Below are 15,402 nucleotides of genomic sequence, written 5' to 3'. Positions count from 1 at the left end.
GGCGGCCGGTATCGGTGCAGGTGGTCGCGGTCAGGCCCCCGTCGGGGCCACGGCGCGGCCGGTCTGCGGGGAGATCATGCCTGTGCACAGACTGCGGGCGGCCAGGCCCTGTGCGATGCGGGGGATCGCGGCGACCGTGTTGGCGGGCCAGTCGTGCATGAGGATGACCTGCCCGTTGGTGAGCCGGCCGGCGGCGGCCACGATCGCATCCGTACTGGCGCCGTTCCAGTCCTGCGAATCGACGTTCCAGAGGATCTCGGTCAGACCGTACCTGGCCTCCACGGCCTTCACCGTCGTGTTGGTCTCGCCGTACGGCGGCCGGAACAGTCTCGGCGTGCCGCCGCCCGCGGCCGCGATGGCCTGCTGGGTGCGGGAGATCTCCGAGTCGATCTGCGCCTGGCCGAGCTGGGTCAGGTGCGGGTGGGTGTAGCTGTGGTTGCCCACCCACATGCCCGCGGCGACCTGGGCCTTGACCTGCGCCGGGTAGGCGGCGGCATACCGGCCCTCGTTGAACATCGTGGCCCGCAGCCCGCTCTGCTTCAGCGCGCCCAGCAGGGCCGGTGTGTTCCCGGACGGGCCGTCGTCGAAGGTGAGTCCGACGTAGCCGTTGCAGGCGGCGGCCTGCGCCGGGGCGGCGTGGAGGGTGAGGGTGCCCGTGGCGGCCAGTGCGACGGCGGCCAGGGCCGTCGTCCAGGGACGTAACGGGAGACCTCGTCCGGTGCTCATCCCGACACCGTGATGTTGGAGTTGCCGCTGCTCTGGTAACCCTCGGTCGCGAGGATCATGTAGTACTTGAAGCTGCCGAGGGGCATCCCCGCGCGGGCCCAGGCGTCGAAGTGGTTGCCGGTGGTGATGGTGCCGCCGGTCCGCCTCGACTGCCGCACGCTCCAGTACTGGTTGAAGGTCCTGTTGCCCTCGACGGACGGGGCGTTGTACCGCGTCGTCTGGTAGATGTCGTACGTGCCGCCGTCGCTGGAGACGGTGCCCTTGTAGGCCCCCGTGGGCCGGTAGGTGCCCCAGTTCTCGACGATGTAGTACTCGACGAGCGGGTTCGACGTCCAGCCGTACAGCGACAGATAGCCGTTGCCGGACGGGTTGAAGCTGCCCGAGTAGCTCACGTTCCTGCGCGCGCCGTTGCTCCAGCCCTTGCCTGCGACGAAGTTGCCGGTGTTCCTCCAGCTGGTGCTGTAGTTGCCGCCGGAGTTCAGGGTCATGGAGACCGTGCCCTGCGCGTCGGTCCAGAACGAGTAGTAGAAGCCGTTGTTGGTGCCTGTCTGGTTCGTGGTGACGACCGTGGCGGCGCGGGCGGTGCCGGGCAGGGCCAGCGCTGCGGTGGTGCCCAGCAGCAGCGCGCAGGCGCCCCTGCGGGTCATCGGGTGTGCGGGTGCGATGTCCATGTGCGGGGTTCCTCCTCGTGGTCCAAGGCCGGATTGAGGCCGGGTTTTGGTCCAAGAGTGTTGGCCTGTCCCCGTCAAGCGTCAATAGTTTCGACAATGATCGCGAAACATTCGTTTTGTTGTGCAGGGATTATTCATTGACACCCGCACTGGGTAGATCACATGCGGATATGAATCTCCGAATGTTTCGAAGAAGTTCCGGACCAAAAAGAACTGGGGCAGGTGCCCGAAGGCACCTGCCCCAGCTGTGCGGCGAACGTCAGCGCGCCACGCTCAGCGACAGCGCGAACCGCCCCTCCTCGTCCGTCCACCAGTGGGCCAACTCCAGCCCTGCCGCGGACAGTTCGGTGCGCACGCCCTCCTTGCGGAACTTCGCCGACACCTCGGTGCGCAGCTCCTCGCCCTCGTCGAAGTCGACGGCGAGGTCGAGCGCGGGGATCTTCACCGACTGCGCGGTGCGCGAGCGCAGGCGCATCTCGATCCACTCGTCGGCGGTGTCCCACAGGGCTACGTGGTCGTAGGCGCCGGGGTCGAAGTCGGCGCCCAGCTCGCGGTTGACGACGGCCAGGACGTTCTTGTTGAACGCCGCCGTCACACCGGCCGCGTCGTCGTACGCCCGGACCAGCACCTTCTCGTCCTTGACCAGGTCCGTGCCGAGCAGCAGCGCGTCACCGGGGGAGAGGAGGGAGCGGACCGAGGCGAAGAAGGCGGCCCGTTCGACCGGCAGCAAATTGCCGATCGTGCCGCCGAGGAACGCGATCAGGCGGGGGCCCGGCGTGTCCGGCAGCGTCACGCTCGCCGTGAAGTCGGCGATCAGCGCATGGACCTGGAGATCGGGACGCTCGGCGACGAGCGCCTGCCCGGCCTGCGTGAGCGCGCTTTCGCTCACGTCGACGGGGATGTACGTGTGCAGGTCGGTCAGCGCATCCAGCAGGTGGCGCGTCTTCTCCGACGATCCCGAGCCGAGCTCGATCAGGGTGCGGGCGTGTGTCGCTGCGGCGATCTCGGCGGAGCGGGCGATGAGGATCTCCCGCTCGGCGCGCGTGGGGTAGTACTCGGGCAGCTCGGTGATCTGCTCGAACAGCTCGCTGCCGTGCGCGTCGTAGAACCACTTCGGTGGCAGCGTCTTGGGCGTGCCGGTGAGGCCCTGCAGGACGTCGGCGCGCAGGGCGGCGTCCGTGGCGTCCTCGGGCAGGGTGCGGGTGAGAAGGAACGGACTCACGTACGGGGCTCCTTCGGCAGTGCGGGGACCGAGGCGTCGCTCGGCTCCTTGAGGGGGGTGAGCAGCACATCGGTGCGGCTCGCCGCGAGCAGGGTGCGGTCGGGGACCTCCTGCCAGTGCGGGTCGTCGTCGTAGGGCTCGGAGGCCACGACGGTGCTGCGGCCCGGCTGGGACAGGTACCAGAGGGTGTCGCCCCAGGTGGTGGCCGTGATGGTTTCGCCGTTGGTCAGCAGCAGGTTCAGCCGGGAGCCGGGGGCCGCCTCGGCGACCTCCACGACCGTGTCGGCCAGCGCCTGAGCTTCGTCGTCGCCGCCGCGCAGCCGCGCCAGGACCAGCGCCCACACGAGCGCCGAGTCGTTGCGGGCCTCCATCGACAGCACGTCGACCGCGGGCAGGCTCGCCACCAGGGGCGCCAGCGAGCCCGGCCACCCCTTGACGGCGCCGTTGTGGCTGAACAGCCAGGGCCCGGTGGCGTACGGCGCCGCCGCGGCCTCCGCGTCGGCGCCCGACAGGGTCGCATCCCGTACGGCGGCCAGGACGGCCCCCGAGCGCACGACGCGGGCCAGGTCGGCGAAGGACAGGTCGGCCCAGATGGGCCCGGCCCGACGGTACCGGGCCGGCACCGGATCACCCTCGGCGTACCAACCCACCCCGAAACCATCGGCGTTGACCGTCCCGTACCGCTGCCGCCGCGGTGCCCACGACTGGCGGTAGAGGCTGTGCGCGGGCTCCACGAGGACGTGGCCGAGCGGTTCCTCGGGACCCAGATAGGCCAGGTGACGGCACATCAGACGTCTCCCACGGAGCGGGCGGTGCGGAACCCGGAGAAGATCTGCCGGCGGATCGGATAGTCCCAGTTGCGGAACGTCCCCCGGCAGGCCACCGGGTCCACGGCGAACGAACCGCCGCGCAGCACCTTGTACTCCGGCCCGAAGAACACCTCCGAGTACTCCTTGTACGGGAAGGCTTCGAAGCCCGGGTACGGCGCGAGGTCGCTCGACGTCCACTCCCACACGTCGCCGATCAACTGCCGTACACCGAGCGGGGATTCGCCCGCAGGGTAGCTGCCGGCCGGGGCAGGGCGCAGGTGGCGCTGCCCGAGGTTGGCGTGCTCGGGCGCCGGGTCGGCATCGCCCCACGGGTAGCGCATCGAGCGGCCGCTCGCGGGGTCGTGTCGGGCGGCCTTCTCCCACTCGGCCTCGGTGGGCAGCCGCCGTCCGGCCCAGCGGGCGTAGGCGTCGGCCTCGTACCAGCACACGTGCACGACCGGCTCGTCGGGCGGCACCACCTCGGTGACCCCGAAACGGCGCCGCAGCCACTGCTTGCCGTCACGGCGCCAGAACAGCGGGGCGTGCAGCGAGTGTTCGCGGATGTGCGCCCAGCCCGCCTGGGTCCACCAGCGCTCGTTGTCGTAGCCGCCGTCGTCGATGAACGCCTGGTAGGCGGCGTTTGTCACCGGAGTGGTGTCGATGTAGTAGGGCGCCACCTCGCGCCGGTGCGCCGGGCGCTCGTTGTCCAGTGCCCACGGCTCGGCGGAGGTGCCCATGGTGAACGGGCCGCCGGGGACGAGGACTTCGGCCGGGCCGGTGAACAGCGGTACGGGTTCCGGGTCCGGGGCGGTCAGGGCCTGCGGGCCCTTGCGGAGCTGATGGGTGATCAGCATCGTCTCGTCGTGCTGCTGTTCGTGCTGCGCGATCATCCCGAAGGCGAAGCCCGCCTCCGTGAGTCTGGTCCCGTGGAAGTCGGCGCTCTCCAGCAGGTCCATCACCCGCCCGCGCACCTCGGCCGCATAGGTGCGGGCCTCGGCGGGCGGCAGCAGTGGCAGCGAGGGGCGTTCGGAGCGCGGGTGCTCGAAGGCGTCGTAGAGGCCGTCGATCTCGGGGCGCATCGCCTCCCGGCCGGCGACGGCCCGCAGCAGCCACAGCTCCTCCTGGTTGCCGATGTGCGCCAGGTCCCACACCAGCGGCGACATCAGCGGAGAGTGCTGCGCGGTCAGGTCGGGCTCCTCGACACAGCTGGTCAGGAGCGTGGTGCGGGCGCGGGCGGTGGTGAGTGTGGTGAGGGCCCGCTCGCGCAGGCTCTCTGCGTCGATCGAGAGTTCGTCGAGGGCGGGGTCGGTCATGATGTGCGGATGTCCTTCCCGTGCGGGCGCCGGTCGGTGCCGCGCACCCGGTCCAGCAGGTCGTCGGCCGGGGTGCGGCCCTGCATGACATAGCGGTCCAGGTACGCCGCCACGGCGTCCGTGACCTGGGTGGTGGCGCCGAGCCGGGGAAGGGCCTCGAGCGCTGCCGTGAAGCAGGCGACGGCCGCCTCGTGCAGCTCGGGGTCGGCCAGACCGTTGCGGGCCGCGTCGATCCACAGCGGATTGTGCGGCGCGGGCAGCGTGAGCGCCCGTTCGGCCAGGGGCTTCACGGTGCGGTACGCGGTCTCGGCGGCCTCCGGGTCGTCGAAGAGCGCCGTCGTCACGGCGAGCGGGACGATCCACCCGTCCTCGCCCGGCTGTGCGTCGATCATGCGCAGTTCGAGGAAGCCACGCGGTCTGACCGGCGGGAACAGCGTCGTGATGTGGTAGTCGAGGTCCTCGCGGGTGGGCGGCCGCGGCGCTCCCGACCTGGTCCACTCCCGGAAGGTCAGCCCCTCCGGAACGTCCCACGGCCCGTCGTCCCCTCGTATGCACATCACCGGCGCATCCAGGACGTGCCGGGCCCAGGCCGCGCGTGGGTCCCCGTCCAGCGGGGGTGCGCCCGCGCGGCCGGGGCCGATCTCCAGCCACAGCAGCTGCCGGGTGGAGCGCCAGCCGGTGGGTTCGCGCCGGGCCAGCGGGGAGTTGGCGAAGGCTGCCACCAGGACCGCGCCCAGCTGGTGCGCCAGCCACCAGCGCCGGCCGTGACCGAGCGGGCCGGGCTCCTCGTATCCGGCGTCCAGGCAGACCTGGACGGAGGCCGAGGTGCACATCATGCGGCGGCCGGACGGGCCGGTGCGGTCCAGGCACGTCTCCATGGCGTCGTAGCGCCGCTCGTGCAGGAACCGGCGGGGCGGATGCCAGGGGTCGTGACCGATGCCGACGAGGCCCAGATCCTGCCCGGCGAGGGCCGAGCGGACGGCGTCGAGGTCGGCGGAGACGGTACCGATGCACTCCATCAGGGAGGTGGCGGGCGGGGAACTCAGCTCCAGCTGGCCGCCGGGCTCGACGGTGAGCGCCGACCTCAGGGGCACGGTCCGCAGTGCGGCGTAGGCCGCTTCGAGTCGTTCGGGTGTGACGGGGAGCTGCGGTGTGTGCAGCTCGTGGACGAGCCATTCCACTTCGACCCCGACAGTGCGGGGTGGGCCGGTCTTGAAACAGATGCCCCGGACCAGTGCCTCCACCTCGGGTGGGGTGAGGGCGGTGCGGGGCTCCGTACAGTCGCTCGCCGGAGCGGTGCTCCGCGTATCTGACATATCGGGAACCTCCTGAGATTCGACCGTGCCGCCGACCCGGCCCGTCAGGTGCCCGGACGACAGCACTCGTCCCACTCAAGACCCTCCCGCCGCATCGCACAAGGGTGCGTATCGGCATGTTCCGGCTCGGTAATCTCCTCGTTCCGGGCGTTTTCTCTGGCTTTCCTGGGCGTTCGCGGACGCGGAAACTCTGTTGCACCGCATGTCCAGGATCGCCCACGATTCGTGCATGAGCACGACGGGGGAGCGCGCACGGCGCGCGAGCGTGGCGCACACGGGGGTGGCGCCATGAGCGCGCGCCTGCGCGGCGTCGCGCAGCAGACGGAACAGATCGTCTCGGCGGGTGCCTATCGGGCGTCCGACGGGCGCGAGGTGTCCATTGCCACGGCGGTGGAGGCGGCGCGGGCCGGTACGCGGATGCACGGGCCGGACCCCGTGCAAGTGTCACCGACCGCCGATGCCGACACGTTCTTCGAGGTCACCGGCGAGAGCAGCCTGGAGGCGGCGCGCCGGCTGGGCGGGAAGGCGGCGGTGTTGAACTTCGCCTCGGCCCGCAACCCGGGCGGCGGTTTTCTGAACGGCGCCCAGGCCCAGGAAGAGGCCCTGTGCCGCGCCTCCGCCCTGTACACGTGCCTGCTGCGGGCCCCGGAGTTCTACGACCACCACCGCACCCACCGCGATCCCTTCTACACCGACCGGGTCATCCACTCTCCGGCGGTGCCCGTCTTCCGCGACGACCGCGGCCGCCTGCTGGACGAGCCGTACACTGCGGGCTTCCTGACGGCCGCCGCCCCGAACGCGGGAGTGATCAGGCGTACGGCGCCGCAGCGCGCCGCCGAACTGCCGCAGGCCCTGGCCGTCCGCGCCGAGAGAGTGCTGGAGACGGCCGCGGCCCACGGCTACCGGCAGCTGGTGCTGGGCGCGTGGGGCTGCGGGGTCTTCCAGAACGACCCGGCGCAGGTGGCGGGCGCTTTCAAGGCGCTGCTCGGCCCCGACGGCCGGTTCGCCCGGGTCTTCGAGCGCGTGACCTTCGGGGTTCTGGACCGCACGGCGGGCCATACGGTCCGAGAGGCGTTCGCGCGGGCGTTTCCGGTGGCCCAGTCGCAGTCGAGTCGGTGAGTCCCCCGCAGACGGGGGATGCTGCGGGGGACTCATACAAGAAGACGGACGAAACACGGTCCGAGTTCCCGGGCTTGAGAACTTTGCCTCTCGTTGCTTTCGCACAGCTCCTATGGGTCCAGGTCCTGTGGGTCCAGGTCATGGGCCCAGGTCCTGTGGGTCCAGGTCCTGTGGGCCCGCGTGCGGTGCGGCCTCAGGGCGCCTGGCCGATCTGCAGGCCGGGACGGCGGCGGTGGACCGTCAGGTAGGCGAGGCCGTCGTCTCCCGCCGTGATGCTGCGGGTGGAGCCATGGGGGAGCCAGAGCAGGGCGCCCGTGGTCAGTGACTGCGGCTCGTCCCTCGGACCGGCGCCGAGCACGCCGTCGCCTGCGACGACGAGCACCAGTACGTCCAGGTTTGGCTCCGCGTGCGGGGCGACATGGCGGCCCGGAGTCAACCGGACCAGATTGGCGTCGAGTTGGCGTCCGCTCTCGGCGAGCTTCCACAGCACCGCGACATCGCTGGAAGCGGCGGCGGTCAAGGCGTCGGTATGGCACAGGACGCGTGGCATCGCCGCCTCCGCCTCCCGGCCGACCTGCCTCTCGGCCTTGCTCATCGGCTCCCCTCCATCTGTCCGCCTTCGCCGGCCGCGCCGCTTGCCCCTCAATTATTACAAGTATTATTTGGAGAAAATGAGTGCAGGTGGGAGGGGAGTGAGGGGCATGCCCGGGGCGCACAGGAGCCCGCGCCGTCGCGAAGTCCTCGACGTGCTGCGCACGGCCGCGGCCCCGCTCGGTGTCGCGGAGGCGGCCGAGCGTATCGGCGTCCACCCCAACACCGTCCGCTTCCACCTGGAGGCGCTGGCCGGGGAGGGGCTCGTCGAGCGGCATGTACTGGAGCCCTCCGGGCCCGGGCGCCCGCGCACCGTCTACGCCCCGACGCAGGGCATGGACCGTGGCGGAACCCGCGGCTATCGGCTGCTCGCGCAGATGCTGCTCAGCCGGATCGCCGCCACGGGGCCCGACGCGCGTTCCACCGCGATGGAGGCCGGCCGGGCCTGGGGCCGTTCCCTGGTCGAGCCGCCGCCCCCGTCCCGGCGGCCCACCGCCGAGGATTCGGCCGGCCAACTCGTCGAGCTGCTGGACGGCCTCGGCTTCGCCCCGGACCCGGAAGGCGGGAGGGTGCCGTCGCGGATCCGGCTGCGGCACTGCCCCTTCCTCGAACTCGCCGAGGAGTACGGCCAGTTGGTCTGCCCGCTCCATCTGGCCCTGATGCAGGGCGCGTTGGCCGAGCTGCGTGCCCCGCTGGCCGCGACCGGTCTGGAACCGTTCGCCGAACCCGATGCATGCGTGGTCCACCTGGCGCCGGCGCCGCAGCAGACAGCAGAAAGGCATGCTTGATGTACCCCACGTGGGCCGCAGTGGCGGTCGCGGTCACCTTCGTCTGGCTCGGCATGGTGCTGGCGATCTCCTTCCTGGAAGCACCGCTGAAGTTCCGCGCGCCGGGCGTGACGATTCCCATCGGGCTGGGGATCGGGCGGCTGGTCTTCCAGGCGCTGAACCTCGTCGAGGCCGTGCTCGCCGTCGTGGTCGTGGCCTCCGTCGCGGCGGGCCATCCACCCGGCCGGGTCGTCGGGCCGGTCGCTGCCGCGGCGGCGCTGCTCCTCGCACAACTGCTCGTCGTACGCCCGCGCCTCAACCGCAGGTCGGACCGGGTCCTGTCGGGTGAGGACCTGCCCCGCTCGCGCGACCACCTGTACTACGTGGCCCTGGAGGCCGCCAAGGTCGCGGCGCTGATCGCCCTGGGGATCGGTCTGTTCACCATCGGGTGAGTGAACCTTGGGTGGCCCGAACGAGTCTTCTCAGTCGGCGCGGCGTCGCGAGACCGCCGTGACCAGCGAAACCCACTTGCACTGCCCCGATAGCATGTTCGAGCTCACGACTATCGCCGTCATAGTCCGCCCTCTACCGAAAAACCATGCCATCCAGCACAAAAGCGACCTGACTAACCGACATCTGAAAAATCGGCCAGCCAATTGATACCCACAGAATCGCGGTTCTTCTCGCGAATAAGATCCAGTTCTTCCTTCGCCACCTGGTGGCGGCCGCGGACGCTGCTGTGGACCGCGGCGGGTGTAGTGGTGCTCGGATTCCTCATCGCGTTGGAGGTCGCCGCGCGCCACTACGGCCTGCCGGGGCCACTCACGACCCAGGTGCAAGAGGTGGTACTGCCCCCGAAATCGGGTTTCCTCCTCTACGCCAGCATGGGTTTGATGATGGTGGTGCTCACCCGGCGGCAACGGTTCATCGCGGCTGGTTGTGCTCTCGGCATCGACGCCGTCTTCGTGCTGGTGCGATGGGCGTTCGAGATCAAGGTGACCGACGGCCACCCCTTCGGGAACGGCGCGTTGTGGGTGATCCTGGGCTGTGCGGTCATCGCCGTCACCCGCCGCACCGGCCAGGAGCGGATGCTGCTGCTGAAGGGAGTCGGCCTGGCCCTGCTGCTGGTGGCCGGCCGCAAGACCGGTGACACCTGGCTGCTCATCACCTCGAAGACGCGCCCCACGGTGCTCGACCAGTACGTGGCCACCGCCGATCATGCGCTGGGCGAACCGTCCTGGCTGGTGGGCCGACTGGTCACGGCCACGGGCCCGTTCGGCTTCCATCTCCTCGACCTCGTCTACGGCCAGCTCGCGGTGGCCGCGGTCGTCGTCGCGCTGTACCAACTGCGCAACGTGGCGGCCGAGCGTCGCTTCCCGGCTCATCATCTGGTGCGCACTTTTCTGGTGATCGGCCTGATCGGGCCGGCCATCTACATGATCTTCCCGGTGGTCGGACCGATCTTCGCCTACGGCAACGGCATCGAGCACTGGCCGGCGGTCCACCCGTGGCCGGGACAACCGCCCACCGGGCAGTGGGCCTTGGCCAACGTGTGGCCGGACACGCCGCCGTCGCTCGACACCCCGCATCCGATGCCGTTCGACGCGTTCACTCCGCGCAACTGCATGCCCAGCCTGCACACCGCGTGGGCCACCACGATCTTCATCCACTCCCGCAAGGCCCCACGGCCCATGCGCTTCGCAGGCACCTTCTGGCTGCTTGCCACGCTCTGCGCCACGCTGGGATTCGGCTACCACTACGGCGCGGACCTCATAGCCGGCGTGGTGTTCACACTCACGATCGAGTCAGCCCTGCGCGCGCACGGCCGCGGCTGGGACCGATCGGGGATCCAGCTGGTCGCCTACGGCGCGACGGTCTTCGCAGCGCTCCTGGTGTCCTATCGCTATCTGCCGGTGGAGATGGCCATGCACCCCTGGGTGTTCGGGCCGCTGCTCATTCTGGCGCTGACCTCAGTGATCTACGGCTATGTGCGGACCACCAAAGCATGGGAACCGGCGGTCGCAGCGGTGCGGCAACCGGAGCCGCAACCCGAGCCGGCTTGACCCGCGTTGCCTCAGCGCGCCGGGTCCTGCCGCGCACCCGCCAGCCCGTCGATCATCAGGCCGATGGTGAAGTCGAAGCGGTCGTGGACGGTTCCGGCGGTGAGTTCGGCGGCGTGGCGCTTGGTCTGGGGGAAGGTGTCGGGCAGCGCGGCGAATCGGCGCAGCAGTTCGCCGCGGCTGACGACCCAGTCGTCGTCGCTGCGGTTGAGCCGGCGGTTCGCCAGGGACACCTCGAGGCTGTAGGCGTTGACGTAGAGCGTCAGTGAGTCGATCGCCCAGGCGGCGGCCTGCGGCTCGATCCCGCCGGCGAGCAGGATGGCGAGCAATCCCTCGCCGACGCGCAGCGTGTCCAGATTCGACGGAGCGGCGGCGAAGGCTGCCTGTGAGATACCCGGGTAACGCAGGTACTGGTCGCGCAGTTCGGTGCACACCTGGATGATCTGCTGCCGCCAGATCGCGGGGTCCGGCTCGGGCAGGTCGATCTCGGCGCACAGGCGGCCGATGAGCAGCTCGTCCAGGTCCTCCTTGTTGACCACGTGGGCGTAGAGCGAGGACGGTCCCGTCTCCAGCGCGGTGGCCACGCGCCGCATCGTCAGGGCTTCGTAGCCTTCTTTTTCCACGATGCCGAACGCGGTGCTGATGATGGTGTCGACCGTGATCGGCTTCTTGTGCCCGCCGGACGGTCCACGCCGGGCCGCCGGTGCACTCGAGCCGCTGCCGAGCTGGTGCCGCGCTGCGCGCCGTTCCTGTGGAGTCGGTGACATACGGGCAGTCTAGCGGATCTACGAACAGTGTTCTACGTCACTAAGAACAGTGTTCGTATTGCTAGGAACAGTGCTCCGATGTAGAACGGTGTTCGTGTCCATTGACCAGCGCTCATCTCAAGCGCCCACCACTGCCACGCTGCCTCTGCGCACCGCGTGGCTCGTCCTGACCGTCGTCGTCCTTGCCGACCTCATGGACCTGATCGACTCCAGCATCGCCAATCTCGCCGGCCCGTCCATCCGCGCCGATCTCGGCGGCGGTCAGGTGACCGTGCAGTGGGTGCTGAGCGCCTACACCGCCGCCTTCGCACTCGGCCTGGTCACCTCAGGACGGCTCGGGGACCTGCTCGGGCGCCGACGGCTGTTCCTGCTCGGTATGACCGGCTTCACCCTGGCCTCGCTGGCCTGCGGCCTCGCCCCCGACGTGGTGTTCCTGATCGTCGCCCGCACGCTCCAGGGCCTGTGCGGATCGGTCATGATCCCGCAGGGTCTGGCCCTGGTGAAGGTCGTCTTCCCGCCCCAGCACCTGCGCAAGGCCCTGACCCCGGTCGGCCCGCTGATGGGCCTGACCATGGTGGCCGGGCCCATCCTGGCCGGCTGGCTGCTCCACCTGGACCTGTTCGGCAGCCAGTGGCGCTCCATCTTCCTCATCAACGTCCCGTTCGGCGTCCTCGCCGCCGTACTCGGCTGGCGCGTCCTGCCCCGCCGCGGCGGGGAGGACCCGGCCGCCCGCCTCGACCTCACCGGCGTCGGTCTGCTCACCGCGGCCTCGGCCCTGCTCATCGTCCCGCTCATCCAGGGCCGCGAACTCGGCTGGCCCTCCTGGGCCTACGTCATGATGGCCGCCGCGGTCGTCCTGTTCGCCCTGTTCGTCGTCTCCCAGCGGCGCAGCGAGCACCCGGTCATCACACCGTCGCTCTTCCGCAAGCGCAGCTTCGTCGTCGGCCTGGTGATCGTGGCCGGGTTCTACGCCTCACTCAGCGCGTTCGTCCTCGTCATCAACCTGCTGCTGCAGCAGGGCATGCACTGGACGCCGCTGCACACCGGCCTCACGCTGATCCCCTGGGCCCTCGGCACCGCCGTCGCCGTCCTGCTGGCCGGCGCCGTGCTCGCCGAGAAACTGGGACGCGCCACCCTCCACCTGGGCCTGGCCCTCGCCGTCATCGGCCTCCTGGCCGACTGGTGGTCCCTCGCCCACTGGGGCGCCGGCATCACCGTCTGGAAGCTGGCGCCCGCGCTGCTGCTCACCGGCTTCGGCTCCGGGCTGGTGTTCGTCCCGCTGGTCGACTTCATCATCGGCGACGCCACCGCCGAGGAAGTCGGCACCGGCGCCGGCCTGCTCAACGCCGTCCAGCAGTTCGCCGGCGCCATCGGCGTCGCCGCCCTCGGCACGGTGTTCTTCGCCTGGGTCGGACACCCGTCCGTCCACTCCTACTTCGCCGCCGCAGAACTGGTCTTCGGCATCGCCGCGGGCCTGAACCTCCTGACGCTGCTGTTGGTGGGCCTGCTGCCCAAGCACGCCCAGCAGGCGCACGGCTGACGACGGACCGGCGCCACGAGGTCCAGGGCCGACCTCACGAGGCCCCGGATCGAGCAACGGCGTCCGGTCCGGCGAGGCCGTACGCTCAGCTCCAGCCGTAGCGCTCCGCCAGCCGCTGCCGCACCAGGTTGAACCGCCCCCGGTCCAGAGCGCAGGCCTCCCGGCGCATGCCGTCCTCGTGCAGCCGCAGTACCCGGTCCACGTCGATCCAGGAGTCGCGCCCCGACCGGTCCCAGGGCCCGCTGCCGATCGCCACCCACTCCCGGTCGCCGTCGTGCCGCTTGCTGGACAACTGCACGGCGAGCAGGGTGCCGGCGCTCTCACGGGCGACGACGAGCACCGGGCGGTCCTTGCCGCGGCCGTCGTTCTCCTCGAAGGGCACCCAGGTCCACACGATCTCGCCGGGGTCGGGATCGCCGTCGTGCGCAGGGGAGTACTCGGTATGCACCCTGCCAACCTGGCGGGGGTCGGCCTCGGTGGTGGCGGTGGGGCCGAAGCGGCCCGGGACGTTCTCATCGGTAAACGCAGTCACGCAGGCACCTTAGAGGGGCGGGGGGCAGCTCAGCAGGCCTGGGGGCCCTCGAAACCGAGGGCCCCCGGGAGCTGTTGTCGTACTGCCGCCGGAACGGCTATCCCTCCTTCTCCACCGGCACCTTCTGCGACGGCGGTGCCGCTATCCCGTTCAGAGACGGTGAAGTCCCGTGCGGGGTCTGCCCGTTCTGGTTCATCGAGGCCAGCAGCTGGCGGGCCAGGCCGAGGCCCGTGCCGCCCATGGTGAGCGCCTTGGCGAGCATGTCGGCCATGCCGTCCGCACCGTTGAGCACCACCATGTTGTCGACGCTTCCGAACGCGGACGCGCCCGCCTTGACGATCTCCGGCCAGTTCTCGGCGAGTTGCTGGGCGACGACCGCCTCCTGGTTCTCGGCGAGGGCCGCGGCCCGCGCCTTGATGGCCTCCGCCTCGGCGAGCCCCTTGGCCTTGGTCGCCTCGGCCTCCGCCAGACCCTTGGCCTGCGCGGCGGCCGCCTCGGCCTCACCAGTGGCCTTGGTCGCCGTGGCGGCCGCGGCACCCCGTGCCTTGGTCGCCTCGGCCTCCGCGCCCGCGGCCGTCTTGACCCGGGTCGCCTCGGCGGCGGCAGCCAGCTCGGTCTCCTTCGCCTTGGCCTGAGCCGCCGAGATCCGCGCGTCGCGCTCGGCCTCGGCCAGCGTGCGCTTCTCGTAGGCCTTGGCGTCCGCGGGCTTGCGGACGTCCGCCTGGAGCTGCTGCTCGCGCCGGTGCGCCTCGAGTTCGGCGACCCGGGTCTCCTGGACGACGACCTCCTGTCGGGCCGCGGCATCGGCGAGCGGACCCGCCTGCCGCGCCTGTGCGGCCGCCTTGTCCCGCTGGGCCTGGTAACCGGCCTGCAAGATCTCGCTGTCCCGGGTGGCCTCCGCCATCCGCGCGAACGACTGCTGCTCGGCCTCCGTGGCCAGCCGGTTCGACTCCGCCTGCGCGATCCGTGCGTCCCGCTGGACGGCGGAGGCGTGCGGTGCGGCCAGGTTCTGGATGTACCCGGTCGGGTCCTCGATCTCATGGATCTGCAGGGAGTCCACGATGAGCCCCAGCTTCTCCATCTCCGTGCCGCAGGCGGCCCGGGTCTGCGCGGTGAGCTTCTCCCGGTCGCGGATCATGTCCTCGACGGTCAACCCGCCGACGATGGACCGCAGATGACCGGCGAACACGTTGTGCACCCGCTCCGCCATCAGCTTCTGCTGGTCGAGGAAGCGGCGGGACGCGTTCGCGATCGACACGTAGTCGTCGCCCACCTTGAAGATGACCACGCCCCGCACCTTGAGCGGAATGCCCTGGTGGGTCACGCAGTCCACATGCAGTTCGGTCTCGTTCAGGTCGAGCGAGAGCTTGCGCACCGCCTGCACACCGGGCAGCACCAGCGTGCCGCGCCCGGTGACGATGCGGAATCCCATGCCCTCCCCGAGCCCCTCCGTCTTGTGCTTCGAGCCGGAGATGACGAGCGCCTCGTTGGGCTCCGCGACGCGCCACATGAGCTTGAACAGACCGATCAGTACGAGAATGGAGGCAACCACCACTCCCGCAACGACGCCGACAACCATCGGCATACGCCCCCTTTGCATGGTGCCCTTTCGGCACCGAACGAAGGGAGTGTGCTCCTGCGCGAGGCCCGCGAGAAGACGTCGGCGAATCCTTGTCGCGTTCTTGACGCGCCCGCCCGCAAACGGCTCTCACCTGGGGTGGAGCATGCTCAACTGTCGTATGCGGCAGTGACGTAGACGGTCCTGGGCGGCAGGTATTCGACGACCATCACGACCGTGCCCCGCTCGATCCGGTCGGTCCCGGTGGCCGCGTACGCGAGGAAGTGCTCGGCCCCGCCCCGCACCCGGACGATCACCTCGCCGACGAGGCCGGGCCCGACCGTACCGGTGACCCGCCCCATGAGCCCGACCATCGACGCATCGTCCATGGTCACAGGGTACGGGCCGAAC

General features: G+C 70.4%; 16 protein-coding genes. 5 read left to right on the top strand and 11 right to left on the bottom strand.

The features are described from left to right. Window positions 1-30: 30 nt before the first annotated feature. The 6 genes from IH68_RS0115665 to egtA form a co-directional block, all read right to left on the bottom strand. A complete protein-coding gene (locus IH68_RS0115665; protein ID WP_030934991.1) occupies window positions 31-726 on the bottom strand; it encodes a polysaccharide deacetylase family protein in 696 nt (231 codons plus the stop codon). After that, window positions 723-1,397 (bottom strand): glycoside hydrolase family 11 protein, encoded by a 675-nt coding sequence (locus IH68_RS0115660; RefSeq protein ID WP_030934988.1) that lies wholly within the window; start codon window positions 1,395-1,397, stop codon window positions 723-725. The genes IH68_RS0115665 and IH68_RS0115660 overlap by 4 nt, the downstream gene beginning before the upstream one ends. Window positions 1,398-1,656: 259 nt before the next feature. Beyond that, the gene (egtD, locus tag IH68_RS0115655) at window positions 1,657-2,619 is read right to left on the bottom strand and encodes an L-histidine N(alpha)-methyltransferase (RefSeq protein ID WP_030934985.1); all 963 of its coding nucleotides are present in this window, start codon (window positions 2,617-2,619) and stop codon (window positions 1,657-1,659) included. Then, on the bottom strand, window positions 2,616-3,407 hold the full coding sequence (gene egtC, locus IH68_RS0115650) for an ergothioneine biosynthesis protein EgtC (protein WP_030934982.1): 792 nt from the start codon (window positions 3,405-3,407) through the stop codon (window positions 2,616-2,618). The genes egtD and egtC overlap by 4 nt, the downstream gene beginning before the upstream one ends. Next, window positions 3,407-4,741 (bottom strand): ergothioneine biosynthesis protein EgtB, encoded by a 1,335-nt coding sequence (gene egtB / locus IH68_RS0115645; RefSeq protein ID WP_030934978.1) that lies wholly within the window; start codon window positions 4,739-4,741, stop codon window positions 3,407-3,409. Before egtB ends, egtC begins: the two co-directional genes overlap by 1 nt. Beyond that, complete coding sequence (gene egtA / locus IH68_RS0115640; RefSeq protein WP_030934974.1) at window positions 4,738-6,057, bottom strand: ergothioneine biosynthesis glutamate--cysteine ligase EgtA; 1,320 nt, start codon at window positions 6,055-6,057, stop codon at window positions 4,738-4,740. Before egtA ends, egtB begins: the two co-directional genes overlap by 4 nt. Window positions 6,058-6,345: 288 nt before the next feature. On the opposite strand from egtA, the gene IH68_RS0115635 reads away from it, so the two are divergent. After that, complete coding sequence (locus tag IH68_RS0115635) at window positions 6,346-7,176, top strand: TIGR02452 family protein (RefSeq protein WP_030934971.1); 831 nt, start codon at window positions 6,346-6,348, stop codon at window positions 7,174-7,176. A 193-nt stretch (window positions 7,177-7,369) separates the two neighbouring features. On the opposite strand, the gene IH68_RS0115630 is transcribed toward IH68_RS0115635, so the two are convergent. Further along, window positions 7,370-7,771 carry a hypothetical protein gene (locus IH68_RS0115630; protein WP_030934968.1) on the bottom strand — a complete coding sequence of 134 codons (402 nt, stop codon included), beginning with the start codon at window positions 7,769-7,771 and terminating at the stop codon, window positions 7,370-7,372. Between the two features lie 106 nt (window positions 7,772-7,877). Here IH68_RS0115630 and IH68_RS0115625 point away from each other — a divergent pair, with 106 nt between their 5' ends. The 3 genes from IH68_RS0115625 (at window position 7,878) to IH68_RS0115615 (ending at window position 10,597) form a co-directional block, all read left to right on the top strand. Continuing rightward, window positions 7,878-8,555 (top strand): helix-turn-helix transcriptional regulator, encoded by a 678-nt coding sequence (locus IH68_RS0115625; RefSeq protein ID WP_030934965.1) that lies wholly within the window; start codon window positions 7,878-7,880, stop codon window positions 8,553-8,555. Beyond that, the gene (locus IH68_RS0115620; RefSeq protein WP_030934962.1) at window positions 8,555-8,986 is read left to right on the top strand and encodes a hypothetical protein; all 432 of its coding nucleotides are present in this window, start codon (window positions 8,555-8,557) and stop codon (window positions 8,984-8,986) included. Before IH68_RS0115625 ends, IH68_RS0115620 begins: the two co-directional genes overlap by 1 nt. 204 nt (window positions 8,987-9,190) lie before the next feature. Further along, complete coding sequence (locus IH68_RS0115615) at window positions 9,191-10,597, top strand: phosphatase PAP2 family protein (RefSeq protein ID WP_078912468.1); 1,407 nt, start codon at window positions 9,191-9,193, stop codon at window positions 10,595-10,597. Between the two features lie 11 nt (window positions 10,598-10,608). Here IH68_RS0115615 and IH68_RS0115610 read toward each other — a convergent pair whose 3' ends face one another. Beyond that, complete coding sequence (locus tag IH68_RS0115610) at window positions 10,609-11,361, bottom strand: TetR/AcrR family transcriptional regulator (protein ID WP_030934956.1); 753 nt, start codon at window positions 11,359-11,361, stop codon at window positions 10,609-10,611. A 94-nt stretch (window positions 11,362-11,455) separates the two neighbouring features. On the opposite strand from IH68_RS0115610, the gene IH68_RS0115605 reads away from it, so the two are divergent. Then, the gene (locus IH68_RS0115605; RefSeq protein WP_234341371.1) at window positions 11,456-12,901 is read left to right on the top strand and encodes a DHA2 family efflux MFS transporter permease subunit; all 1,446 of its coding nucleotides are present in this window, start codon (window positions 11,456-11,458) and stop codon (window positions 12,899-12,901) included. An 85-nt stretch (window positions 12,902-12,986) separates the two neighbouring features. On the opposite strand, the gene IH68_RS0115600 is transcribed toward IH68_RS0115605, so the two are convergent. The 3 genes from IH68_RS0115600 to IH68_RS0115590 all read right to left on the bottom strand — a co-directional run bounded on the left by IH68_RS0115600 (window position 12,987) and on the right by IH68_RS0115590 (window position 15,380). Then, window positions 12,987-13,433, bottom strand: coding sequence for a type II toxin-antitoxin system PemK/MazF family toxin (locus IH68_RS0115600; RefSeq protein WP_030934950.1), 447 nt, complete (start codon window positions 13,431-13,433; stop codon window positions 12,987-12,989). A 97-nt stretch (window positions 13,434-13,530) separates the two neighbouring features. Further along, window positions 13,531-15,018 (bottom strand): flotillin family protein, encoded by a 1,488-nt coding sequence (locus tag IH68_RS0115595; RefSeq protein ID WP_030934947.1) that lies wholly within the window; start codon window positions 15,016-15,018, stop codon window positions 13,531-13,533. Between the two features lie 143 nt (window positions 15,019-15,161). Further along, window positions 15,162-15,380, bottom strand: a complete 219-nt coding sequence (locus IH68_RS0115590) for a hypothetical protein (protein ID WP_030934944.1) — start codon at window positions 15,378-15,380, stop codon at window positions 15,162-15,164. Window positions 15,381-15,402: the final 22 nt, after the last annotated feature.

Source organism: Streptomyces sp. NRRL S-646, assembly GCF_000720765.1.
GTDB lineage: Bacteria > Actinomycetota > Actinomycetes > Streptomycetales > Streptomycetaceae > Streptomyces.
This window is presented reverse-complemented; position numbering and strand designations above follow the sequence as displayed.

Bases quoted from the DNA above. Each gene is read 5' to 3' on its own strand.
- IH68_RS0115665 (WP_030934991.1), bottom strand. From the start codon at position 726: ATGAGCACCGGACGAGGTCTCCCGTTACGTCCCTGGACGACGGCCCTG.
- IH68_RS0115660 (WP_030934988.1), bottom strand. From the start codon at position 1,397: ATGGACATCGCACCCGCACACCCGATGACCCGCAGGGGCGCCTGCGCG.
- egtC (WP_030934982.1), bottom strand. From the start codon at position 3,407: ATGTGCCGTCACCTGGCCTATCTGGGTCCCGAGGAACCGCTCGGCCAC.
- egtB (WP_030934978.1), bottom strand. From the start codon at position 4,741: ATGACCGACCCCGCCCTCGACGAACTCTCGATCGACGCAGAGAGCCTG.
- egtA (WP_030934974.1), bottom strand. From the start codon at position 6,057: ATGTCAGATACGCGGAGCACCGCTCCGGCGAGCGACTGTACGGAGCCC.
- IH68_RS0115635 (WP_030934971.1), top strand. From the start codon at position 6,346: ATGAGCGCGCGCCTGCGCGGCGTCGCGCAGCAGACGGAACAGATCGTC.
- IH68_RS0115630 (WP_030934968.1), bottom strand. From the start codon at position 7,771: ATGAGCAAGGCCGAGAGGCAGGTCGGCCGGGAGGCGGAGGCGGCGATG.
- IH68_RS0115625 (WP_030934965.1), top strand. From the start codon at position 7,878: ATGCCCGGGGCGCACAGGAGCCCGCGCCGTCGCGAAGTCCTCGACGTG.
- IH68_RS0115620 (WP_030934962.1), top strand. From the start codon at position 8,555: ATGTACCCCACGTGGGCCGCAGTGGCGGTCGCGGTCACCTTCGTCTGG.
- IH68_RS0115610 (WP_030934956.1), bottom strand. From the start codon at position 11,361: ATGTCACCGACTCCACAGGAACGGCGCGCAGCGCGGCACCAGCTCGGC.
- IH68_RS0115595 (WP_030934947.1), bottom strand. From the start codon at position 15,018: ATGCCGATGGTTGTCGGCGTCGTTGCGGGAGTGGTGGTTGCCTCCATT.
- IH68_RS0115590 (WP_030934944.1), bottom strand. From the start codon at position 15,380: ATGGACGATGCGTCGATGGTCGGGCTCATGGGGCGGGTCACCGGTACG.